The 22,598-nt window shown below is 73.6% G+C and carries 21 protein-coding genes; 7 read left to right on the plus strand and 14 right to left on the minus strand.

Going from position 1 to position 22,598, the window contains the following annotated elements; all coding sequences use genetic code 11:
• Position 1 precedes the first annotated feature (1 nt).
• On the plus strand, positions 2 to 838 hold the full coding sequence (locus AC1VWI_RS32745) for an ABC transporter ATP-binding protein (protein WP_499514605.1): 837 nt from the start codon (positions 2 to 4) through the stop codon (positions 836 to 838).
• On the plus strand, positions 835 to 1,506 hold the full coding sequence (locus tag AC1VWI_RS32750; RefSeq protein ID WP_499514606.1) for an ABC transporter: 672 nt from the start codon (positions 835 to 837) through the stop codon (positions 1,504 to 1,506). Before AC1VWI_RS32745 ends, AC1VWI_RS32750 begins: the two co-directional genes overlap by 4 nt.
• A gap of 19 nt (positions 1,507 to 1,525) precedes the next feature.
• On the opposite strand, the gene AC1VWI_RS32755 is transcribed toward AC1VWI_RS32750, so the two are convergent.
• The 6 genes from AC1VWI_RS32755 to AC1VWI_RS32780 all read right to left on the minus strand — a co-directional run bounded on the left by AC1VWI_RS32755 (position 1,526) and on the right by AC1VWI_RS32780 (position 7,661).
• Entirely contained in the window at positions 1,526 to 2,149 is a 624-nt protein-coding gene (locus AC1VWI_RS32755; protein WP_499514607.1) for a LysE family translocator, read from the minus strand.
• Between the two features lie 4 nt (positions 2,150 to 2,153).
• Positions 2,154 to 4,223, minus strand: coding sequence for a spermidine synthase (locus tag AC1VWI_RS32760; RefSeq protein WP_499514608.1), 2,070 nt, complete (start codon positions 4,221 to 4,223; stop codon positions 2,154 to 2,156).
• A gap of 98 nt (positions 4,224 to 4,321) precedes the next feature.
• Positions 4,322 to 4,729: a peptide-methionine (R)-S-oxide reductase MsrB gene (gene msrB, locus AC1VWI_RS32765; RefSeq protein ID WP_499514609.1), complete on the minus strand. Its 408-nt coding sequence runs from the start codon at positions 4,727 to 4,729 to the stop codon at positions 4,322 to 4,324.
• Positions 4,730 to 4,743: 14 nt separating this feature from the next.
• Complete coding sequence (gene murC / locus AC1VWI_RS32770; protein WP_499514610.1) at positions 4,744 to 6,135, minus strand: UDP-N-acetylmuramate--L-alanine ligase; 1,392 nt, start codon at positions 6,133 to 6,135, stop codon at positions 4,744 to 4,746.
• A 79-nt stretch (positions 6,136 to 6,214) separates the two neighbouring features.
• A complete protein-coding gene (locus AC1VWI_RS32775) occupies positions 6,215 to 6,688 on the minus strand; it encodes an indole-3-glycerol phosphate synthase (protein WP_499514611.1) in 474 nt (157 codons plus the stop codon).
• A 196-nt stretch (positions 6,689 to 6,884) separates the two neighbouring features.
• On the minus strand, positions 6,885 to 7,661 hold the full coding sequence (locus AC1VWI_RS32780; protein ID WP_499514612.1) for a pyrimidine reductase family protein: 777 nt from the start codon (positions 7,659 to 7,661) through the stop codon (positions 6,885 to 6,887).
• Positions 7,662 to 7,747: 86 nt separating this feature from the next.
• Here AC1VWI_RS32780 and zapE point away from each other — a divergent pair, with 86 nt between their 5' ends.
• Both zapE and AC1VWI_RS32790 read left to right on the plus strand, forming a co-directional pair.
• Positions 7,748 to 8,851, plus strand: a complete 1,104-nt coding sequence (gene zapE, locus AC1VWI_RS32785; protein WP_499514613.1) for a cell division protein ZapE — start codon at positions 7,748 to 7,750, stop codon at positions 8,849 to 8,851.
• Positions 8,852 to 8,998: 147 nt separating this feature from the next.
• The gene (locus AC1VWI_RS32790; protein WP_499514614.1) at positions 8,999 to 9,877 is read left to right on the plus strand and encodes a PPK2 family polyphosphate kinase; all 879 of its coding nucleotides are present in this window, start codon (positions 8,999 to 9,001) and stop codon (positions 9,875 to 9,877) included.
• Between the two features lie 19 nt (positions 9,878 to 9,896).
• Here the strand turns inward: AC1VWI_RS32790 and AC1VWI_RS32795 are convergent, their stop codons facing one another.
• From AC1VWI_RS32795 to AC1VWI_RS32805, 3 genes are read right to left on the minus strand one after another with little or no spacing between them, the layout of a single operon-like run.
• Complete coding sequence (locus AC1VWI_RS32795; protein WP_431967014.1) at positions 9,897 to 10,034, minus strand: hypothetical protein; 138 nt, start codon at positions 10,032 to 10,034, stop codon at positions 9,897 to 9,899.
• A 13-nt stretch (positions 10,035 to 10,047) separates the two neighbouring features.
• Entirely contained in the window at positions 10,048 to 11,805 is a 1,758-nt protein-coding gene (treZ, locus tag AC1VWI_RS32800; protein WP_499514615.1) for a malto-oligosyltrehalose trehalohydrolase, read from the minus strand.
• 28 nt (positions 11,806 to 11,833) lie between these two features.
• Positions 11,834 to 12,742 (minus strand): GNAT family N-acetyltransferase, encoded by a 909-nt coding sequence (locus tag AC1VWI_RS32805; protein ID WP_499514616.1) that lies wholly within the window; start codon positions 12,740 to 12,742, stop codon positions 11,834 to 11,836.
• A 238-nt stretch (positions 12,743 to 12,980) separates the two neighbouring features.
• Here AC1VWI_RS32805 and AC1VWI_RS32810 point away from each other — a divergent pair, with 238 nt between their 5' ends.
• Positions 12,981 to 13,535, plus strand: a complete 555-nt coding sequence (locus AC1VWI_RS32810; RefSeq protein ID WP_499514617.1) for an FHA domain-containing protein — start codon at positions 12,981 to 12,983, stop codon at positions 13,533 to 13,535.
• Between the two features lie 44 nt (positions 13,536 to 13,579).
• Here AC1VWI_RS32810 and AC1VWI_RS32815 read toward each other — a convergent pair whose 3' ends face one another.
• The 5 genes from AC1VWI_RS32815 to glgX all read right to left on the minus strand — a co-directional run bounded on the left by AC1VWI_RS32815 (position 13,580) and on the right by glgX (position 20,135).
• Positions 13,580 to 14,116, minus strand: a complete 537-nt coding sequence (locus tag AC1VWI_RS32815; protein ID WP_499514618.1) for a hypothetical protein — start codon at positions 14,114 to 14,116, stop codon at positions 13,580 to 13,582.
• Positions 14,117 to 14,160: 44 nt separating this feature from the next.
• On the minus strand, positions 14,161 to 14,643 hold the full coding sequence (locus AC1VWI_RS32820; protein ID WP_499514619.1) for a VOC family protein: 483 nt from the start codon (positions 14,641 to 14,643) through the stop codon (positions 14,161 to 14,163).
• An 83-nt stretch (positions 14,644 to 14,726) separates the two neighbouring features.
• Complete coding sequence (locus tag AC1VWI_RS32825) at positions 14,727 to 15,449, minus strand: hypothetical protein (protein WP_499514620.1); 723 nt, start codon at positions 15,447 to 15,449, stop codon at positions 14,727 to 14,729.
• A gap of 117 nt (positions 15,450 to 15,566) precedes the next feature.
• Positions 15,567 to 17,963, minus strand: coding sequence for a malto-oligosyltrehalose synthase (treY, locus tag AC1VWI_RS32830; RefSeq protein ID WP_499514621.1), 2,397 nt, complete (start codon positions 17,961 to 17,963; stop codon positions 15,567 to 15,569).
• Between the two features lie 51 nt (positions 17,964 to 18,014).
• Positions 18,015 to 20,135, minus strand: a complete 2,121-nt coding sequence (gene glgX, locus AC1VWI_RS32835; RefSeq protein WP_499514622.1) for a glycogen debranching protein GlgX — start codon at positions 20,133 to 20,135, stop codon at positions 18,015 to 18,017.
• 343 nt (positions 20,136 to 20,478) lie between these two features.
• On the opposite strand from glgX, the gene AC1VWI_RS32840 reads away from it, so the two are divergent.
• Positions 20,479 to 21,210, plus strand: a complete 732-nt coding sequence (locus AC1VWI_RS32840; protein WP_499514623.1) for a Tat pathway signal sequence domain protein — start codon at positions 20,479 to 20,481, stop codon at positions 21,208 to 21,210.
• Between the two features lie 19 nt (positions 21,211 to 21,229).
• The gene (locus AC1VWI_RS32845; RefSeq protein ID WP_499514624.1) at positions 21,230 to 22,522 is read left to right on the plus strand and encodes a copper amine oxidase; all 1,293 of its coding nucleotides are present in this window, start codon (positions 21,230 to 21,232) and stop codon (positions 22,520 to 22,522) included.
• Positions 22,523 to 22,598 lie beyond the last annotated feature (76 nt).

Genomic DNA, 22,598 nt, shown 5'->3' on the forward strand with positions numbered 1-22,598 from the left:
CGTGCGGCTGGAGGCGGTCGGCCGCCGGTACGGGGCGCGCGGGCCCTGGGTGCTGCGCGGCGTCGACCTCGACGTGCCCGGGGGACGGGTGCTGCGCGTCGAGGGGGCGAACGGCAGCGGCAAGTCCACGGTCCTGCGGATCCTCGCAGGCATCGACCGCCCCACCACGGGCCGGGTCAGCGGGCGCCCGCGCACCGCGTACGTGCCCGAGCGGTTCCCGCCGGCACTGCCCTTCGACGCGCACGGCTACCTCGTGCACCTGGGGCGGGTGCACGGGCTCGGCAGCCGCACCGCCGCCCGGCGGGCCGAGCAGTGGCTGGAGTGCTTCGGCATCGCCGGGTCCGCCCGGACCCCGCTCGCCGAGCTGTCCAAGGGCACCTGCCAGAAGGTCGCGGTGGCCCAGGCGCTGGTGGCCGAGCCGGACCTCCTCGTCCTCGACGAGGCGTGGACGGGGCTCGACCGGGACGCGCGCACCGTCCTGGACGACGCCGTGCGCGCCCGCAGCGCCGCCGGCGGCACGGTCGTCTTCGTCGACCACGACCCGGGCCGGCTGGCCGGCGACACCACGGAGGTCCACCGCGTCGAGGACGCCCGGCTCGTGCCGGTGCCCCTGGACGCCGCCGCCGGGCCGCGCGTCGTCATCGAGGCCACCGGTACCGGGGAGCCGCCGGCCGGGCTCGCGTACGAGCCCGCCGCGCCCGGCACGCTCCGGGTGACCGTCCCGGCCGCGGGGTCCGACGCCGTCCTGCGGCGGCTGCTCACCGCCACGCCGCCCTGGCACATCCGCGCGGTCCACCCCGCGGAGCCGCCCGCGGAGCCGCCCACGGAGTCCTCATGACCGCACTGCTGCGCTACCGGACCACCCTGCTCCTGCGGTCCTTCCGCTGGCTGCCGCCGCTCCTGCTCCACGTCACCGTCATGGGGATCGGGCTGGCCGGGGGGCCGCAGCCGCTGCTGGACTCGCTCGGCTGGAGCGCCGCCGCGCTGCTGCCGGCCGCGGCCTGGCTGGTGCGGGTCAGCGTGACGGCCGAGCCGCCGGCCGCCCGCGCCTGCGTGGCGGCCGCCACCGGGCCGGGGCGCGCCCACACGGCGGGCGTCCTGGCGGCGCTGCTGTGCTCGGTGGTGCTGGGCACCGCGGGCACCGCCGTGGTGCTCGGCATTGCCGACCCCCACACCACGGACCACCTGAAGGCCATCCCGGTGGTCCCGGCGGCCGTGGCCGGTCTCCTGGCCGCCCTGGTGACCGCGCTGCTCGGCACCGCCGTCGGCGCCCTCACCAACCCCCCGGTGCTGCTCCGCCCCGGATGGGCGGTGCCCGTCACCGCCCTCACCGCGGTCCTGGTCCTCGTCGCCGCCGGATCGCCCGCCAACGCGGCGGTCACCGGGCTCGTCACCGGTTCCCGTACCGGCGCGGTCCCGTTCCCGCTGGTGCCCCTCCTGTTCGCGGCGCTCGCCGCCGCGGGCGCCGGCCTGCTCGCGGCGACCCTCAGCGCACGCCGCGGGTGAGGGGCAGGGGCGCGGCCGCTCAGCCCTCCAGGGCCATCCGGACGCCCAGCGCGACCAGCACGCCGCCGGACACCGCCTCCAGGCGGCGCCGCACCGCGGCGCGGCTGAACACCGCCCTCAGGCGGTCGACGAACCAGACGTACGCCCCGTAGTAGCCGACCTCGTAGACCGCCCAGAGCGCCGCGAGCCCCACCATCGTGGGGAGCTGGGGCGCGCCGGTGGGCACGAACTGCGGCAGGAACGACATCGCGAAGACCGCCGCCTTGGGATTGGCCAGGTTCATGCCGAGCCCGGCGCGGTAGGCCGCCCACGGCGTCACCGTCACGTCCTCACCCGCCGCGGCCCGCTCGGGGTCGGGGCCGCGGCGGGCGGCACGCAACGCCTGGACGCCGAACCAGATCAGGACGGCGGCGCCGACGATCCGCACGACGTCGTAGGCGAGCTGTGAGGCCGCGAGGAGCGCGGTGAGGCCGAAGGCGGCGCACAGCCCCCAGACGAACACACCGGTCTCGTTGCCGAGGACGGTCGCGAAGCCGGCCCGGCGGCTGCGCAGGGAGTGCCTGATGATCAGCACGGTGCTCGGCCCGGGGGCCGCGGCGATCAGGGTGCAGGCACCGAGGAAGGGCAGCAGGACGCTCAGCATCCCGTCATGGTGCTGCAGCGGGACCCTCGCGCACCAGCCGGTTTCCGTGCGCCGTGGCGTCCTGCCGGCCCTGCCCCGCGCCGTCGCCGCCGGCGGGGCCACCGCCGCCGGACAGCCGCATCGCGACGCAGGCCCCGGCGTACAGCACGGCCACCAGGATCAGCAGCGCGCGGTAGCCGGTGAGCAGCGCCAGGTACTCCAGGGTGCCGCCGGTCAGCGCGCCCAGGAGGTTGGCGCCGAAGGCGGCGGTCGGGTCCGGTGCCTGGGCGAGGCGGTCGGAGAAGATCAGGTTGGCGCAGAAGATCGGCGCGAAGGCGAGCGCGACGGCCGCCGCCAGCCGTGCCGCGAAGGGCAGCGACAGCACGGACTGCGCCGGGACCAGCCAGCCGACGGCGAGCGTGACGAAGAGCAGGATCTGCAGTGCCGTCTGGTTGAGCCGGCGCATGCGCCGCCGCACTTCGACGGCGGCCAGCACCGCCAGCAGCACCCCGATGAAGACCAGCGCGTTCACCAGCCAGGTGGTGCCGAAGTACAGGGCGAAGCCGATGACGTTCTTCGTCTCCAGCAGCAGGAAGGCCGCGCCCATCAGGAACATGTCGGCGTAGCGCAGCGTCCCGCGCAGCCGCACCCCGGCCAGCCGCACCGAGATCACGGTGACCAGCAGGATCAGGCCGAGGGCCCCGAGGTAGAGGCTCGGCACCGTGCGGTGCAGGAGGTAGGGGAAGGGGTGGTCGTCGTCCGCGGGCGGCGGCACCGCCCCGCCGGCCCGCCAGACCGTCCCGCAGGTCTGGTCGGCCGGCGTCAGCCCGGCCACGAGGACCGCGGCGCGCTTGCTGTACTCCGTCATGCACGGAGCGTGCCCGAAGACCTGGTCCAGGCTGCCGGCGAAGCGGTCGATCAGCCAGTTCTGCCGGTAGTAGTTGTACATCGCGAACGCGCCGCCGGGGGCGAGGTGGTCACGTGCCGACTCGAAGGCCTGCTTGGTGAAGAGGTAGCTCTCCAGCCGCAGGTTGCTCGCGCCCGACACCAGCGTCAGCGAGTCGGGCAGCGCCAGCACGACGAGGTCGTACTTCGTCTTCGTCCGCTCCAGGAAGGCCCGCCCGTCGTTGATGTGGACGTGCACCCGCGGGTTCTCGTACGGCCGCGCGGGGTGCAGCTGCGCCCCGATCTCCTGCAGCCGCGGGTCGATCTCGACGGCGTCCACGTACTGCGCGCCGTTGGCCAGCGCGACGGCGACGTCGTTGCCGTTGCCCGCGCCGATCACCAGCACCTTGCGGTGCGGATTGTCCGGGGTCTCCCGGTAGGCCTGCTCGTACGGCGAGTTGGGCTGCTGCAGCACCTTCAGCGGCGCGATGCTCTGGTGCGGCACGCCGTTGGCGGCGATCTTGTACGTCCGGGAACTGGTGCCCGGCTCCGGGCGGGTCAGCTCGATCTTGTAGTACGGCGACCAGGACACCCCCGGCGCCAGCGACTCGAAGAGCAACGCCAGGACCATCGCCGCCAGCGGCAGCGCGTACCGCAGCGTGTTGCGCCGGCCCCCGAGGACCAGCAGCGCCGCAGCGGCGATCAGCCCCCACACCAGCGAGGGCGCGCGCAGCCAGGACACCCCCGCGAAGGCCACGGAACCGGTCAGCGAGCCGAGCAGGTCCCACCGGTACGCCTCCAGCGACGGCAGTTGCCGGAACAGATCGGCGGTGATCTTGCCGATCGCCATCATCGCGAACGCCACCAGCAGGAAGAGCACCGGCAGCGTCACCCACTGCGGCAGCCCGGTGGTCTTCACCGCCGTGAAGTAGATGACGTCGCCGCTGCTCTGCCGCACCTGGACCGGGAACTCCCGCACCAGCACCACGAGCACGGCCAGCGGCAGCGGCGCCCACCGCTTGAGCCACCGGCCGCTTTCCGCCGCGATCAGGAAGCCCAGCCCGATCCCCAGGAACGAGCCGAGCAGGATGAAGTTGGAGAAGTAGCTCAGATGGACGACGTTCGCGCCCGCCCACCGGATCAGCGCCAGTTCGACGAAGAGCATGGTGGCGCTGGCCAGCAGCAACCTGGCCCGTACGTGGTGTTCCATGCCGGGCCACGTTGCCACCCGGTGGGCGGGGAGTCGACGGACGCGCCCCGCGTGGCGCGTCCGCCCCACGCGAGGGGCCTAGCCGTCGGATTTCGTGATCAGTCCTCCACGGGGGCCAGCCGCAGCGAGATCGAGTTGATGCAGTACCGCTGGTCCGTCGGGGTGTCGTAGCCCTCGCCCTCGAAGACGTGGCCCAGGTGCGAGCCGCAGCGGGTGCAGCGGACCTCGGTGCGGACCATGCCCATCGAGCGGTCCTCGATCAGCTCGACGGCCTTGCTGTCCTTCGGGTCGTAGAAGGACGGCCAGCCGCAGTGCGACTCGAACTTGGTGTCCGAGGTGAACAGTTCGGCGCCGCAGGCGCGGCACGAGTAGACGCCGCGGGTCTTGGTGTCGGTGTACTCACCCACGAAGGGACGCTCCGTGCCCGCCTGGCGCAGGACCGCGTACTCCTGCGGCGTCAGCTCCTGACGCCACTGCTCCTCGGACTTGTCGACTTCGTACGCCATGGTCCTCCCTCTCCTCAGTTCTCCAGGCGCGCGAGGATGCGCGGACCGAGATCGGTCACGTCGCCCGCGCCCATGGTGAGAACAAGGTCACCGGGCTTGGCCATTCCGGCGACGACCTCGGGGACCGCTTCCTTGTCGTGTTCCGCGGTGACGTCGGCGCCCGCCGCGACGGCCGCGGCGATGATCAGGTCGCTGGTGATGCCGGGGATCGGGTCCTCGCGGGCCGGGTAGATGTCCAGCACCACGGAGGCGTCGGCGAGCGCGAGCGCCTGGCCCATCTCGCGGCCCAGCTCCTGGGTGCGGCTGAACAGGTGCGGCTGGAAGACCACGAGGATGCGCCGGTCGTCCGCCGCCTCGCGCAGGGCCTGCAGGTCCGCGGTCATCTCGGTCGGGTGGTGCGCGTAGGAGTCGATGACCTGGACGCCCGCGGCGGTGCCCTTCAGCTGCAGCCGGCGCTTCACCCCGGTGTAGGTGCCGAGCGCCTTGGCCAGGCCCTCCGCCGGGACGCCCAGCGCGACGCCCGCGGCCAGGGCGGCGACCGCGTTGTGGGCGTAGTGGCGGCCGGGCACGGAGACGGTGAAGGTGTGCTCCTCGCCGTCCAGGCGGACGGTGACCTCGCTGGACATCCCGTGCGGGGTGATCCGCAGGATCCGCACGTCGGCCTGCTCGTCCTCGCCGACGCGCACGATGGTCAGCCCCTCGCGGCCCGCCACCCGGGCGGCCAGCTCCCGCGCGCCGGAGTGCTCGCCGACGACCAGGGTGCCACCGGGGACGATCTTGCCGACGAAGACCTCGAACGACTCGTGGATCTCGTCCATCGACGCGTAGTTCGCGTGGTGGTCGAGCTCCACGTTGAGCACGATCGCCACCTCGGGGTCGTACTTCTGGAAGCTGCGGTCGCTTTCGTCCGCCTCCGCCACGAAGATCTCGCCGGTGCCGTGGTGGGCGTTGGAGCCCGGGGCGTCCAGGTCGCCGCCGATGGCGTACGACGGGTCCAGGCCCAGCGCGGACAGGCTCACCGCGAGCATGGAGGTGGTGGTCGTCTTGCCGTGCGTACCGGCCACCGCGATCGGGCGCGAGCCCCCCATCAGCGCCGCCAGCGCGTCCGAGCGGTGCACCACCGGGATGCCGCGCCCGCGGGCCGCCACCAGCTCCGGGTTGTCCTCACGGATGGCGCTGGAGACGACCACGCAGGTCGCGTCCTGCGCGAGGTGCGCGGCCGAGTGACCGATGTGGACGGTCGCGCCCAGCGCGCGCAGCGCCCCGGCCGTGTCGGAGTCCTTCGCGTCGCTGCCCGCGACGGCGGCGCCGCGTTGGGTCAGGATCTTCGCGATGCCCGACATCCCGGCCCCGCCGATCCCGATGAAGTGCGGTCGGTCCATACCGGGGGGAAGGGTGGGGCTCATGCGAGGTGCTCCCTGGAACTCACGAGGTCGGTCGTCGGCCGTCCCCGATTCTTCCACCAGTCGGGGACACGGCGTCCGCTCAGTCCTCCGCGTTGTGGGCGAACAGCTTCAGCACCGGCACGCCGACCTTGTGCCGGGCCCGGGAGGTCCAGTCGCGGTGGAAGAACTCCTCCACCAGGTGCGGGGCGGTCAGCACGATCACCTCGTCGGCGTGGGTCTGCTCGACCACCGACTTCATCAGCTCGATGGGGTGCCGCTCGACCACCTCGCCCACCGCCTCGCAGCCCGCCTCGCGCAGGGCGGTCAGGCTGTGGCTCAGCGCGCGCTCGGCGGGCATCAGGGCCTTGTCGCCCTCCGGGCGCTCGCGCTCGTGGACGGCCTTGTCGAGTTCGCCGAGGGCGACGTCGTCGATGGCCCGCAGCAGCCGGTCCTGGTCGCCGCGTGGCTGCATCAGGACGACGAAGGAGACGGGCTCGTCACCGTGGAGCGTGGTGACCAGTTCCACATCGGCGGGGACGAGCGGCTGCTCGATCATGAGTACGGTCGTGAACACGGACGCGTCCTTCTCTCTCGCGGGCCGTCGGGCCCGCCACGGAAACCATCCTGCCCCGTCCGGGCGCGGGGCACGCGGGGACATCCGTTCCCGGGCCTGGCACGCGGACGAGTGCGGGGCGGGCGATCGGCGCCATCCGGGTGAGGCCGGTGGCGCGGGCGGCCGGTGGCCGGTCCCGGTCGCACCGGGGGGCCGGTCAGCCGCGTACGTAGCGGGTGAACAGGAAGCCGTCCTCCTCCAGGATCGACACCGGGGTGTAGCGGACGGGGTCGGTGATGCCGGGTCCGTTCATGATGCGCATGGCGTCACCGGCGGTCAGCAGCGGGGCGATCGTCAGGCACAGCTCGTCGACCACCCCGGCCGCGGCGAACTGGGCGAGCAGCCGCGGCCCGCCCTCGGTCAGCATCCGGCGCAGCCCCAGCGCGGCCAGCTCGCGCACCACGCGCGCCGGCTCCACGCCCGTGCCCGAGCCGGCCCGGACGACCCGTGCCCCCGCCTTCCCGGCCGCCGCGACCCGGTCGGCCGGGGCGTCCTCGCCGGTCAGCAGGAGGGTCGGCACCAGCGGCTCGGTGAACAGGGGCAGCGAGAAGTCCAGGTCGAGCCGGGCGCTCACCACGGCGATCGCGGCGGCCGGGCCCTGTCCCGCCGCGGCCCTGCGGTCCGCGAAGGCCTCCCGGGCGCGGGCCGGGCGGTAGCCTTCCTGCCGCACCGTCTCCGCGCCGACGACCACCACGTCGGCCAGGGCCCGCAGCACCCCGAACACCCGCATGTCGGCGTCCGAGGACAGCGGCTGGGAGCGCCCGTCGTGCCGGGCCGCGCCGTCCAGCGACGACACCATGTTCGCCCGCAGCCAGGGCGCCCCGCCCGACGGTTCCGGGTACGCGTAGGCGTCGGCCAGCGCCTCCGGCGTGTCCAGGGTCTCGGCGGGTGCCGCTGCGGCAGCGGTCGCGGCGGCGGGGAAGAGGCGGCGCATGGCTGCAGTCTTCCACGCCCCCCACGCAGTGGGGTCGGCCACACGGCGGCGGGGGGACCACCGGCGAGGCACTAGGCTGGAGTGCTGTGTCCTCGTCCTTCGCCGCCGCGCAAGAATCCAGCCCGATACCCGGCGGGACGCCGCCCGTCTCGCTGAGCGGACGCGAGCCGCACGTCCCGGCGGACCGGCTGGTGGCCGAGATGGTGCCGCCGCCGCGCTTCGACTCCGTACGGTTCGACACCTACCTCCCGGATCCGAAGCAGCCGAGCCAGGCCGAGGCCGTCGGCACGCTGCGGGCCTTCGCGCAGGGGCTGGGCGCCCCCGCCGACGGCGGGCGCAAGCGCTGGTTCCGGCGTCAGGTCGCACCCGCCGCCCCGGCCGGCCCCGGCGGGGTCTACCTCGACGGCGGCTACGGCGTGGGCAAGACCCACCTGCTCGCCTCGCTCTGGCACGCCACGCCCGCGCCGCGCGAGCAGAAGGCCTTCGGCACCTTCGTGGAGCTGACCAACCTCGTCGGCGCCCTCGGCTTCCAGCAGGCCGTGCAGGCGCTCAGCGGGCACCGGGTGGTCTGCATCGACGAGTTCGAACTCGACGACCCCGGCGACACCGTGCTCGTCTCGACCCTGCTGGGCAAGCTGGCCGACGCCGGGGTGAAGCTGGCCGCGACCTCCAACACCCTGCCCGGCAAGCTCGGCGAGGGCCGGTTCGCGGCCGCCGACTTCATGCGCGAGATCCAGGGCCTGTCCGCCCGCTTCCGGTCGCTGCGCATCGACGGCGAGGACTACCGCCACCGCGGCCTCCCGCAGGCCCCCGCGCCGTACGCCGACGAGCAGGTCACCGCTGCCGCGGGCCGCACCCCGGGCGCCTCCCTGGACGACTTCGGCGCCCTCCTCGCCCACCTCGCCCGGGTCCACCCCAGCCGCTACGGCGCGCTCTGCGACGGCGTCGAGGCGGTCTTCCTGCGCGGCGTCCACCCCGTGGAGGACCAGGCCACCGCGCTGCGCCTGGTCGTCCTGGCCGACCGGCTCTACGACCGCGAGGTCCCCGTCATGGCCTCCGGCCGGCCCTTCGACGGCATCTTCAGCGAGGAGATGCTCGCCGGCGGCTACCGCAAGAAGTACTTCCGGGCCATCTCCCGCCTCACCGCCCTCGCCCGCGACGCCGAGCGGCTCGCCACCCCGGACGCCTGAGCCCCGCTCTCGGCGGTGCGCGCGGCGCCCGGGCCGTGACACCCGTGGCCCCCGGCCGCGTTGGCGGCGCCGGGGGATCCGGCGCACCATCGGATCACCGGACCGGAGCCCGCGGGGAGCGGGGAGGGTCCCCCGGAGGGAGGCGCGGTGACGAAGAGGAGCCCGGACACCGCATCCGGAACCAGGCCCGGGCTGCGCGCGAAGCTGCGGGTCCCGTCGGGCGGCGGCCCCGTACGGCTGCGGTCGTACGACCCGCGCGCCACGCCGGGCGGCCCGGCGGGCAAGGCCGAGGCGCTGGCGTGCGTGCCGTACGCGCGGGACCGGATCACGGCGCTGCAGGAGCGGCTCTTCGCGCAGAGCACGGCGGGCGACCCGCGTTCGGTCCTCGTCGTGCTCCAGGGCGTGGACACCTCGGGCAAGGGCGGCGCGGTGCGGCACCTCGCGAGCCTGCTCGACCCCGCGGGGTGCCGCATCACCGCCTTCAAGGCCCCGACGGCCGAGGAACAGGCCCACCACTTCCTGTGGCGCGTCGAGCGGGCCCTGCCCGGTCGCGGGCGGATAGGGGTCTTCGACCGCTCCCACTACGAGGACGTCCTCGTGCCGCGGGTCAGGGGCCGGGCGCCCCGCTCGGTGTGGGAGGAGCGCTGCGAGACCATCAACTCCTTCGAGGCCTCGCTCGCCGACGACGGCGTCAGCGTCGTCAAGGTCTTCCTGCACATCAGCCGCGACGAGCAGCGCACCCGCCTGCTGGACCGGCTGGACAACCCCTGCAAGCACTGGAAGTTCGACCCCGGCGACCTGGAGGACCGGGCGATGTGGCCCTCCTACCAGGAGGCGTACGAGGACGTGCTCGGCCGCTGCTCCACGGAGGCCGCGCCCTGGTACGTCGTCCCCGCCGACCGCAAGTGGTACCGGAACTGGGCCGTCGGGCGGCTGCTGATGGAGCACCTGGACCTGATAGACCCGGTGTGCCCGCCCGCGTCCTTCGACGTCGGGGTCGCCCGCAAGCTGCTGCTGGAGGACTGACCCCACCGGGCCGCAGGGCTCAGCCGCTGCAGGCCGTGCGCTGGGCCTCGTGCCAGGCGCAGACCGGGCAGAGGGTCGCGCCCGGCTGCGAGTCGGGGTACTCGGTCGGGTCGCCGCAGTGGACGCAGATCGCGCGGGGCTCGTCGTCGGTCGTCACCCGATCAGGGTAATCAGCGCTCACGGAGCACCGCGACCGAGTGGCCGGGCAGGTGGAGGCAGCCGGTGTCGGCGGGCGGTGGTCCGGGACGCCAGGCGGCGACCGGGACGTAGCCGGGCGGGTCGGCGCGGCCGGGGTGGTGGAGGGGGACCAGCGCCTCCTCGGGGGAGAAGTTGACGGCGATCCGGAAGCGTCCGCGGTCCAGCCGCAGGGTGTGCCCGCCCACGGTGACGTGGACGGCGTCCAGGGCCGGGTCGGTCAGCTCGGGCTCGGCGTGGCGCAGCGCGATGAGCCGCCGGTACCAGGCCAGCAGTTCCGCGTGCGGCTCCCGGGCGGGTTCCGACCAGTCCAGGCAGGAGCGCAGCCGGGTCGCCGGGTCCTGGGGGTCGGGGATGTCCTCGGCCTTCCAGCCGTGCTCGGCGAACTCGCGGCGGCGGCCCCGGGTGATGGCGGCGGCGAGCTCGGGGTCGTCGTGGTCGGTGAAGAACTGCCAGGGCGTGCGGGCGCCCCACTCCTCGCCCATGAAGAGCATCGGCGTGTACGGGGAGGTGAGGACGAGCGCGGCGGCCGCGGCGAGCAGCCCCGCAGGGACGCTCGCGCCGAGGCGGTCACCGGTGGCGCGGTTGCCGATCTGGTCGTGGGTCTGGGTGTAGGCGAGGAAACGGTGGCCCGGGGTGGTCGTCAGGTCGACGGGGCGGCCGTGGGCACGGCCGCGGAAGCTCGAGTGGGTGCCGTCGTGGAAGAAGACCCGGCGCAGTGCCTTGGCCACGGCGGTCACCGGGGAGACGGCGAAGTCCGCGTAGTACGCCTGGGCCTCGCCGGTGACGGCGGTGTGCAGGGCGTGGTGGAAGTCGTCGTTCCACTGGGCGTGCACACCCAGGCCGCCGGCCTCGCGCGGGTCGGTGGTGCGCGGGTCGTTGCGGTCGGACTCGGCGATCAGGAAGAGCGGGCGGCCGGCCGCGGCCGACAGGGCGTCGACGGCGGTGGAGAGCTCCTCGAGCAGGTGCACCGCGCGGGTGTCGACCAGGGCGTGGACGGCGTCGAGCCGCAGCCCGTCGAGGCGGTAGTCGCGCAGCCAGGACAGCGCGCTGCCGACCAGGAAGTCGCGCACCTCGTCGGAGCCGGGGGCGTCGAGGTTGACGGCGTCGCCCCACGGGGTGTGGTGGCGGTCGGTGAAGTACGGGCCGAAGGCGGGCAGGTGGTTGCCCGACGGGCCGAGGTGGTTGTGGACGACGTCCAGCACCACCCCGAGCCCGTGGCCGTGCGCGGCGTCCACGAAGCGCTTGAGCCCGTCGGGGCCGCCGTAGGGCTCGTGCACGGCCCACAGCGACACGCCCTCGTACCCCCAGCCGTGCGTGCCGGGGAACGGGCAGAGCGGCATCAACTCGATGTGGGTGATCCCCAACCCGGCCAGGTACGGCAGGTGTTCGACCGCCGCGTCGAAGGTGCCGGCGGTGGTGAAGGTGCCGACGTGCAGCTCGTAGAGGACCGCGCCGGGCAGCGGGCGGCCCGCCCACTCGTGGGCCCAGGCGAAGCGGTCGTGGTCGACGACCGCGCTCGGGCCCTCCGGCCCGTCCGGCTGCCGCCGGGAGCGGGGGTCGGGCCGCGGCGGGCCCCCGTCCAGCGCGAAGGCGTAGCGGGTGCCGTGCCCGGCGGGCACGTCCGCGTACCACCAGCCCTGGCGTCCGGGGTCGCGCTCCATGTCGTGAGCCCGGCCGTCGACCCGTACCTCCACCTCACCGGCGTCCGGTGCCCACACGTCGAAGCGCATGGGCACCATGCTGCCCGCCGTCCGGGGGTCACACCAGGTTGACGCGCTCCCCGGCGACCGGATAACCCGCCTTGGCGAAGTGCGCCGCCATCGGCGCGTTGCCCTGGTCGGTGGCGGCGGCGATCCGCTCGGCGCCGTGTCCGGCCAGGTCGTTCGTGCACTCGACCAGCAGGTCGTAGGCGTAGCCGTGGCCGCGCTGCTCCGGCAGGACACCGATGAAGCCGACGCAGAACGCGCCCGGGTTGCGCCCCGGCACGTGGATGCCGGCGAGCTCGCCCTGCGGGGTGTACGCCAGGCGCCACCACTCGCGGGGCGACTGCAGCCAGTTGAGGAACTCCAGCTCCTCGCGGGCGGCGGCGTCCGGGCCGTGCAGCCGCACCATGCGGCGGGTGTGCGCGTCGAGGCTGCCGACCCCGATGCGCCTCAGTACGTCCAGGATCACGCCGTCGTCCGGCTCCGGCCGGTACTCGAGCCGTCCGGTGCGCTCGGGCAGCCCGCACTCGGGGGTCCAGACGTAGCGGTAGCGTTCGACGAGCAGCTCCATGCCGGAGACGATCGCCGCGTCGATGCGGGACTGGGCGGCCTCGCGGACCTCGCGCCGCTCCCGCCAGCCGGGGGGCAGCACCAGCTCGTACTCGGCCTTGAGCGGCGCCGTCCGCAACAGCCGCACGGCCGCGTCGGCGTCGGTGAAGTCGAACCAGTCGAGCGCTATCGGCTTGTCGTCGGCCGGAGCCGCCCACCAGGCCGCGCGGGCGACCACGACGCCGTCGCGCAGGGCCACCCAGGTCCAGTCGGGGCGGTACTCGCCGCCCTCGTCGGTCATGGCGTAGGAGTGGCCCATCAGGGACCGGCCGACCAGGCCGTGGTCCTCGGGGGTCAGGGAGTGGAAGAGATGCGATTCGCCCGCGACGAGCGGGCGGAAGACCAGATCGGTCATGAAGGAGAAGTCCTCACGGAAGAGCGGAGCGCTCCCGGTCAGACGGAGTACGCCCTGCGGACAACGGGGCGGGAGCGCGGAACGGTGAACAGGCACATGGCTTCCGCCTCCTTCCTCGGTCAAGGGCGTGCGCCCACCGTAGCCATCCGGCCTCCGCGGCGTCCACGCAATTAACGGCGGGGCCGCACGGGCCGCACCTTCTGGACACCCCGGCCTCCGCGGCCCGACAATCACGCAGGTGAGCTATGAGTTCCCGACGCACCCGGCGCGTCCCACGGACGCCGAACGCGAGCGCGCCATCGAGGTACTCCGTGAGGGGGCCGTCGACGGGCGGCTGTCGCACGACACCTTCGTGCGCCGCATGGGACTCGCGCTCAAGGCGCGCCACTCCGACGAGTTGGCCGCCCTCGTCGCCGACCTGCCGCCCGCACAGGGCCGTTGGGCCCGGCTGACCGGTTCGATCGTCCGCGCCGTCACCAAGACGTCGGCCTTCCGCGCCCGCATGCGGCAGGCCTGGGCCGTCCAGCAGCTGCCGCCGCTGCTGCTGCCCGCCCCCGGCCCCTTCCCGGTGCGGATCGGCCGGGACCTGTCGTGCACCTTCCGGCTCAGCCACTCCTCGACGTCCCGTTTCCACGCCGAGCTCAGCCACGAGGGCGGGCTGTGGGTCCTGCGCGACCTCGGTTCGATGAACGGCACCTGGGTCAACGGCCACCGCGTCATGGGTGCCGCGGCCGTCCGCCCCGGGGACCAGGTGACCTTCGGCGCGATGAGCTTCCGCCTCACCACCGCCTGAGGCCGCGCCGGCGCCCGGCCTCAGGGCCTCAGGGCCTCAGGGCCTCAGGGCCGGAACAGCGGCTCGTACGGCTCGTGATCGTCGTCGTCCACGTACGGCAGGAAGTCCGGCGCCGTGCGCGCAGCCGTCGCCTGCAGCCGGGCGACGACCTCCTCGACCGGAGGGAGCGTCAGCCCGAGGGCCGCAGCCACCTCTTCGCGCTGCCGGTCCAGGTCCGGGTGGTCCTCGCGCACCTCGGCCTCCAGCTCCTCCAGGGGGAGTCCCGAGTCCACGTCCCGCCACCACATCGGGCAGGACACGATCAGCTCGACCGCTTCCGCCAGGTCCGCGCCGATCAGCGCCGCCTGCCCCTCGGAGTCCGCGTACACCACGGGCCGCTCGGCGTCGCCGGGCTCACCGCAGAGGAAGAACGTGCCGCCGGCGCCGTCGCCGGCTATGGGGCGCATCACCAGGCCCGAGGGCAGGCGCACGTCCTCGACCGGGTCGCGGCGGGTGATGTCGAAGTCACCGGGCCAGGCGAGGTGCTGTGCCGCGACCGGGTCGTTCTCGATGCGGATGAGCAGGGCTTCCGAGGCGTCCATGGCAGGACGTTAACAGCGGGGTCCGACAGTGCGGTCCGCGTCGCTCAGGCGGTGCGGGACCGGAGTACCGGCGCGCGGCCGCCCGCGAGGCGCAGGACCTGCCCGCGGCACGGCGGCGGCTCCTCGTCGGCGGTCGCGAAGCGCAACTCGTGGCCGTCCGGGTCGCGCAGCTGCGCGAGGAGCCAGCCGCGGGCGGTGCGGACGACGGCGCCGCGCGGCTCGCCGAGCGCGTCCAGACGGGCGGCCAGCGCTTCCAGTGCGGGGAGGTCGGGGACGCCCAGCGAGAACCACGCGAAGCCCGCGGAGGCGGCGGCGAGGGCGGGGTCGTGGCGCAGGCACAGCACGGGTCCGCCGCCGGGGTGGGCCATGGCGATGCCGGCGAAGGCGCCGCCCTCCGTGAACTCCGCGATCCGGTGGTGGCCCAGCACCCGTTCGTACCACGCCTCCGACCGGGCCGGATCGCCGACGGGCAGCGTGACGTGGTGCACCCCGGCGAGACGCGGGATGAAGGGAATATCGGTATACATGCCGCATACCGTACAGTGCGCCCGAGCGTGCGACACGGGGGCAGCAACGGCGTGCCGCACGGTGGTTGACGGTCCGTCAGTGGTTAGCCGGCCGTGCCGCCGGGGTCGACGACGACGTCGTAGGCCGGCGTGGTCAGCGAGTGCAGGGGCGAGTCGAGCTTCTCCGTGCGCAGGATGTAGGTGCCCGGCGCCAGGTCGGCGATCGGCTGGTACCGGCCCGTGAACCAGGGCTCCGTCCCCGTCCAGTAGCCGGACCCCAGGCTGTGCTTGAGGACCCACCCGCCGGGCAGGACGACGGCCGGGTACACCGGTCCCAGCGCGTCCTGGGTGAGGGTGAACGACGGTCCGGCGTGCGCGTCCGCGCCGGGTGCGGTGGGCAGGGTGAACGAGAAGTACCGGACGTTGAAGGGCGCGCCCGGGGTCAGCGGCGCGCAGCCCTCGGCGACCACGGGACCGTCGAGGACGCCGAGCTGCAGCGGGTCGGTGAAGGTGCCGCTGCCCGGCAGGGCGCCGCAGCTCGTCGTCCGGGGGCCGCCCGCCGGCGCCCCGTCCGGGTCGCCGGACGGACCGGCGCCGTCGGAGGGGGCGCCGGCCGGCGTGCCGTCCTCGGTGACCACCGCCTCGGACGGCTCCACGGCGGACGGCGAAGGAGCGGTGCTCTCCGGGACGGGCGGGGTGCTGTCCGGAGCGGTCGCGGAGGATCCCGTCGACGGTGGTTCCTCGGCAGTCGTGCGGACGGGGGCGGACCCGCCGCCGCAGCCGCCCGCCAGCAGCACGGCGGCGAGCGCCGGCACACACCTCCGCATGGACGTCCCTCCCCCCGCGCCGCCGGGGGGTGTCCCGACGGCGCTCAATGGGCGGGACATTACCGGCTTTCGTGCTCCGTATCCGTCCGTACCGGAAATCTCCCGCCCACCGGGACCTCACTCGTCGACGTCACGCACCAGCAGGCCCACCGGCAGCCGGTCCAGCAGCTCCGCCAGCGGCACCACGGCCTGGAACGGACGGCCCGTCAGCACCTCCGTCCAGACCCCCTCCGGCAGCACCAGCTCCGTGCCGCGCCAGCCCCCGGCGTCCGCGAGCCGCCGGGACAGCCGGGTGACGACCGTGAGTGCCCGCCCGCCGCGGACGAAGGCCACGCAGTGCTCCCCGGCCGGGCCGCGCGCGTACAGCGGCTCGTACGAGGCTTCCGGGCCGGTGAACCACTGCGGGCGGGCCCGGCGCAGGCGCAGCGCGAACTCGGTCACCCGCCGCTTCTCGCTCGGGTCGCCCTCCGCGGTGCCCGGGTCGTACGGGCGGCGGTTGGCGGGGTCGACGAGCAGCAACTGCCGTTCCTCGTCGCCCTGGTAGACGTCGGGCACGCCCGGCATCGTCAGGTGCGCCAGGTGCGCGCCGAGGACGTTGACGCGTTCGGGCCCGCGCAGGGCGCGGTCGATGCGCCCGGTGGCGAAGGCGGCCGGTCCGCCGACCAGTTCACGGACGAAGCCCGTCAGCTCCTGCTCGTACTCCGGACGCTGGTCGGTCCACGACGTGCGCAGGCCCGCCTCGCGCTCCGACTTGAGCATGGTGGCGGTCACCGGCTCCGCGGCACCGGGGTCGCAGAAGACCGCCGCGTACTGCCAGGCCTGGTACTCCGCATGACGCGCCGGGAGCGGGACCCCGCGGTGCTCCAGGTACTCCCGCAGGTCCGCCGAGACCTCGCCCAGCCAGCCGGCCCACTCGCCGGGCAGCTCGCTCAGCGCGGCGAGCCGGGCGCGGACGTCGGCGCTGCGCTTGGTGTCGTGGGTGGAGCGCACCGTCCCGGTCAGCGGCCAGTCGCGCCGCAGCCGCTCGCAGAAGGCGTGGAAGTCCTCGGGCGAGGTGGCGGGACGGTCCGGCTCGCGGCCGACCTCGTTGAGGCTGAGCAGGGGGTGGTAGCGGTAGAAGGCGGTGTCCTCGGCGGACTTGGCGCGCAGCGCCGAGGAGACCTGGGCGAAGCGCACCACGAAGTCCGCGGCGGCCTCCCCGCCGCCCGGGTGCCGGCCCAGGGCCAGGTCGCACACCGTCCCGGCCGCCGGGTGCCCGGCGGCACCGGCCGCGGCCTCCAGCAGGGCGGTGTCCTCCGCGTCCGCGGGCTCGCCGGGGACGACGTACGGGCGGTAGCGCGGCAGCCGGACGAGCGTCGCCTCGATCGCCTCGCGCAGTGCGGCGGGCTCCAGCCCGGTGGCCCGGACCGCGGAGCGGGTCAGCCGGCCCACCTCCGCGGCCAGGTCGTGCGTGACGATGCGTTCGGCGGCGGCCCGTACGGTCGGTTGCCACTCGCCGCCCGCGTCGGCGGGGGCGGCGGTGAACCCGCGGTAGAAGCGGGTGATCTCCTCGACGCCCGCCGGGTCGGTGAACAGCCCGTCGAGGCGGTCCAGGGCGTCGTAGCCGGTCGTGCCGGAGCAGGCCCAGCCGGCCGGCAGCCGTTCGTCGCCGGTGAGGATCTTCTCCACGACCGTCCAGCGGCCGCCGGAGGCGTCCGCCAGCCGCCGCAGGTAGCCGGCGGGGTCGGCGAGGCCGTCCGGGTGGTCGACGCGCAGGCCGTCGGCGACACCCTCGTCCAGCAGGCGCAGCAAGGTGGCGTGGGTGGCCGCGAAGACCTCGTCGTCCTCGACGCGGACCGCGATGAGCTCGGAGATGGTGAAGAAACGCCGGTAGTTCAGCTCGGTGCGGGCCTGCCGCCACCAGGCGAGCCGGTACCACTGGGCGTCGACCAGCGCGCGCAGCGGCAGCTCCTCGGTGCCGGGGCGCAGCGGGAAGGCGTGGTCGTGGTAGCGCAGCACCCGCTCCCCGGTGGCGCGGTCGCGCTCGACGCGCAGGTCGGGCAGCACCTCCTCCAGCGGGCCGCCCAGCACCGGCAGCAGCAGCCGGTCGCCCTGCGCCGCCCAGTCGACGTCGAACCAGCGCGCGTACGGGGACCGCGGCCCGTCCCGCAGCACCTCCCACAGCGGCCGGGCCAGATGCTCCGGCGCCGGCACGGCCATGTGGTTGGGCACCACGTCCAGGACGAGCCCGAGGCCGTGCGCCCGGGCGGTGCGCGCCAGCGCGCGCAGCCCCTTCTCGCCGCCGAGCTCCTCGCGCACCCGGGTGTGGTCGACGACGTCGTAGCCGTGCGTGGAGCCGGGCACGGCCTGCAGCACGGGGGAGAGGTGCAGGTGGGAGACGCCGAGCGCCGCCAGATGGGGGACGACGGCCTCGGCCGCGGCGAACGGGAAGTCGGGCTGGAGCTGGAGCCGGTAGGTGGCGCTCGGCACGGAGGGGACGACAGCGGTCGGCGGGATCGCGGCGCTTTCTGTCATGGAGGACTGACTACCCCGCCGACCGGTACGCCCATCACATCGGGCGGACGGTTACGCCGGGCGCTGCAGGACCATCATGCTGCGGTCGGCCAGCCGCAGCCGGTCCCCCTGGGTCACCTTGCGCCCCGAGCCGGGGGGCACGCCCTCCGGCCGCTGGGTGTCCACGACCACCTGCCACTCCTTGCCGTGGTTCACCGGGACCACGAAGTCCAGCGGTTCGTACCAGGCGTTGAACATCAGCAGGAAGGAGTCGTCGCAGATCCGCTCCCCGCGGTCGCCGGGCTCGGAGATCGCGCTGCCGTTGAGGAAGACCACCAGAGCGTTGGCCTGGGCCTCCTGCCAGTCGTCCTGGGCCATCTCCTCACCCTCAGGGGTGAACCAGGCGATGTCCGAGAGTTCGTCGTGCGTGCCCTCGACCGGCCGCCCGTGGAAGAAGCGGCGGCGGCGGAAGACGGGGTGGTCGCGCCGGAGCCACACCATCTGGCGGGTGAAGTCGTGCAGCCGCTCGGTGTCCGCCTCGCCTTCCTTGGGCCACGGCACCCAGGCCAGCTCGTTGTCCTGGCAGTAGGCGTTGTTGTTGCCCTGCTGGGTGCGGCCGAACTCGTCGCCGTGGGCGAGCATCGGCACGCCCTGGGAGAGCAACAGGGTCGCGATGAAGTTGCGCATCTGGCGCTCGCGCAGGGCGAGGACGTCCTCGTCCTCGGTCTCGCCCTCGGCGCCGCAGTTCCACGAGCGGTTGTGGCTCTCGCCGTCCCGGTTGTTCTCGCCGTTGGCCTCGTTGTGCTTGTCGTTGTACGACACCAGGTCGCGCAGGGTGAAGCCGTCGTGGCAGGTCACGAAGTTGATGGAGGCGAGCGGCCGGCGGCCGTCGTCCTGGTAGAGGTCGGAGGAACCGGTCAGCCGGGAGCCGAACTCGGCCAGCGTGGCCGGTTCGCCGCGCCACAGGTCGCGCACCGTGTCGCGGAACTTGCCGTTCCACTCCGTCCACAGCGGCGGGAAGTTGCCCACCTGGTAGCCGCCCTCGCCGACGTCCCAGGGCTCGGCGATCAGCTTCACCTGGCTGACCACCGGGTCCTGCTGCACGAGGTCGAAGAACGAGGACAGCCGGTCCACCTCGTGGAACTGCCGGGCCAGGGTCGCCGCGAGGTCGAAGCGGAAGCCGTCGACGTGCATCTCGGTGACCCAGTAGCGCAGCGAATCCATGATCATCTGCAGCACGTGGGGGCTGCGCATCAGCAGCGAGTTCCCGGTGCCGGTGGTGTCCGTGTAGTAGCGCGGGTCGTCGGCCAGCCGGTAGTACGAGGCGTTGTCGATGCCCCGGAAGCACAGCGTCGGCCCCAGGTGGCTGCCCTCGGCCGTGTGGTTGTAGACCACGTCGAGGATCACCTCGATGCCCGCCCGGTGCAGCTCGCGCACCGCCGTCTTGAACTCCAGCACCTGCTGGCCGCGGTCGCCCATCGAGGCGTAGGCGTTGTGCGGGGCGAAGAAGCCGATCGTGTTGTAGCCCCAGTAGTTGCGCATCCCCGCATCCACCAGCCGGTGGTCGTGGACGAACTGGTGGACCGGCATCAGCTCCAGCGTCGTGACGCCCAGCTCCGTCAGGTGCGAGATCACCGCGGGGTGGGCGAGCGCGGCGTAGGTGCCGCGGATCTCCTCCGGGAGCTCCGGGTGGAGCATCGTCAGGCCCTTGACGTGCGCCTCGTAGATGACCGTGCGGTGGTAGTCGATGCGGGGGCTGCGGTCCTCGGCCCAGTCGAAGTACGGGTTCACCACCACCGAGGTCATGGTGTGGGGCGCCGAGTCCAGGTCGTTGCGGGACTCGGGCTCCCCGAAGCGGTAGCCGTACACCGCCTCGTCCCAGTCGATCGTCCCGCTTATCGCCTTCGCGTACGGGTCCAGCAGCAGCTTCGCGGAGTTGCAGCGGTGGCCACGGGTCGGCTCGTGGGGGCCGTGGACCCGGAAGCCGTAGCGCTGACCGGGCATGATGCCCGGGACGTACGCGTGGCGGACGAAGGCGTCCGCCTCCCGCAGCTCGACGGCGGTCTCCGAGCCGTCGTCGTGCAGCAGACACAGCTCGATCCGTTCCGCGGTCTCCGAGAAGACCGCGAAGTTGGTGCCGGCGCCGTCGTACGTGGCGCCGAGGGGATATGCCTGACCCGGCCAGACCTGCATGTCGTCGACTCTTCCACTTGTCCGCCGGGCGCCGGTAGGCCGCACCCCGGCCACTTCGGTGCCGAAAAGGGCATCGTCACGCAATTGGGCCCCTCCGGGCGTGGAATCGCCAAGATCTTCCCCGTTACGGGTGTCCCAATTCCCCTGCCTGCCGCAAGAATCCACCGTCCCGGGGCAACCTGTGCCGTCGAAGTCCCGTCGATAAGGGTGACAGTACGACACAGGGGAGATCTAAGTGACAGATCAGGGGGAAAGCCGCTCCTTACCACGAAAGGGAGGGGTCGGGCGCGGTCTCAGGCGCGCCCTGTGGGGTGGTGGCGTCGCCGTCGCCGCCACCACGGTGATGATCGCCGTCACCCTGCCGCGTGACGCCGCCGGCGACGACCACTCCACGACGGGCGGCCCCGCCGCCGCGTCGGGAGCGCCGGGGCAGCAGGACGCGGGCAGCGCTGGGGTGATCGAGGACGACGCGCCCCAGGGCGGACGGCAGACCGGTCGCGGGCCTCTGACCAAGGCCGAGGTCGACCGGGCGAAGTCCATAGCCCTGCAGCGCGACGCGCTGCGCAGCGCGCAGGACGTGGACGGGGAGCGTGGACCGGAGTACCTCGACACCGACCTCGCCGAACCGGCCGACACCACGCAGGCGTCCGCGGACCAGGCCCGCCGGGTCGAGGTGCTCTTCTACGACTACGGGCACGACCGGCTCGTGAAGAAGACCGTCAACCTCACCGCCGGCACCGTCGAGCACACCGACACCGCCACCGGCATGCAGCCGCCGCCCTCGAACGACGAGACCCGGGAGGCCGCGGAACTGCTCATCCGGGACGCCCTCGGCAAGGGCCTCCGCGCCGACTTCACGGCCGCCACCAAGGGCCGGGAGCTCACCTCGCCCGACCAGCTGCGGCTGCGCGGCATCTCGTTCAACACCGCCGAGCAGTCCGCCCCGGCCGGTTTGGCCAAATGCGGCGAGCACCGGTGCGTACGGCTGTTCACGCAGGTGAAGGACGGGCCGTGGATCGATACGACCGATCTGGTCGTCGACCTCAGCGATCGCACCGTCGGCCGAATCCACTAAGAGCGGAGACCCAGCAACCATGCGCACCACCAACGTGCGCCGGGCCATCGGTACGGCCTCGGCGCTCCTGCTCCTGCCCGCGCTCTTCGCGGGCTCCACGGCCGGCCAGGCCGGCGCGGCCCCCCGGGCCGGCACCGCGGCCGCGGTGGACTGCGGCACCGCCACCGCCATCACCAAGACCCTGCCGAACGGCACCGGCTGGAGCATGTGCTGGCGCATCAGTGGAACCAAGGGCCTGGTCCTGGAGAAGATCGCGTACAAGCCGGAGAAGGAACCGCAGCCGCTCAAGGTGCTGACCTCGGCCACGCTCGCGCAGGTCAACGTCCCGTACGACTCGGGGCTGACCGAGTACAACGACCTGTCCGACATCGGCTTCGGCAACACCGCGGTCGACATCGGCCCCGAGGAGTGCCCCGGCGGGACGATCAGCTCCGCCTACGTCCCGCAGCAGCAGCGGAACGTCAAGGCGCTGTGCACCACCACCGCCCCGCACGGCTACGCCTACCGCAGCGACGTGTACGACGACCAGGGCAACTCCACGAAGTACACCAAGCAGGGCAGCGACCTGGTGGTCTTCTCCGTCTCCCAGCTCGGCTGGTACGAGTACGTCACCCAGTGGAACTTCTCCGACGACGGCACCATCACCGCCAAGATGGGCGCCACCGGCGACCTGTCGCCCGGCGACTACAGCGGAGAGGGCACCGGCTGGCCCATCGGCAACGGCGACCACGACCACTCCACCAGCCACTACCACTCGGTCTTCTGGCGGCTGAACTTCGGCCTGGACGGCTCCACGCAGGCCAAGGTCGAGCAGTTCGGCACCAAGAAGGCCGGCCAGGGCTCCGGCTCCGCCGTCCTGAAGACCACCAGGACCCCGGTCACCAAGGAGCTGGCCGCCTCCTCCGCGCTGCGCCGCTGGTGGCGCGTGGTCTCCACGGCCGGCAAGAACGCCGACCGGCACCCGCGTTCCTGGGAGCTGGTCCAGCAGCACTCCGACCACTACGACGCCCACGCCTACACCTCGAAGGACGTGTACTTCACCCAGTACCGCGCCTGCGAGCAGCTGGCCAGCGGGAACAGCGACCCGGCCTGCAACGGGCGGGGGACCTCGGTGGACAAGTGGGCGGACGGGGAGGCCCTCAAGCACCCGGTCGTGTGGGTCAACGTCGGGTTCCACCACATCCCGCGCGACGAGGACCAGAGCCCCATGCCGATCCACTGGCAGGGGTTCCAGCTCGCGCCGCGCGACGTGACGGCCATGAGCCCGCTCACACCGGACGAGCTCTCGGGCCACAACGGGCAGGGACACTGAGCGTCCCGCCGCGCCGGACCCGGTAAGCATGTGGTGAAGTAGCGTCGTTACGGCTGCACCGCCTCCCGCCCCGCAG

The sequence above is a fragment of the Streptomyces sp. TOM-9 genome (assembly GCF_056858595.1).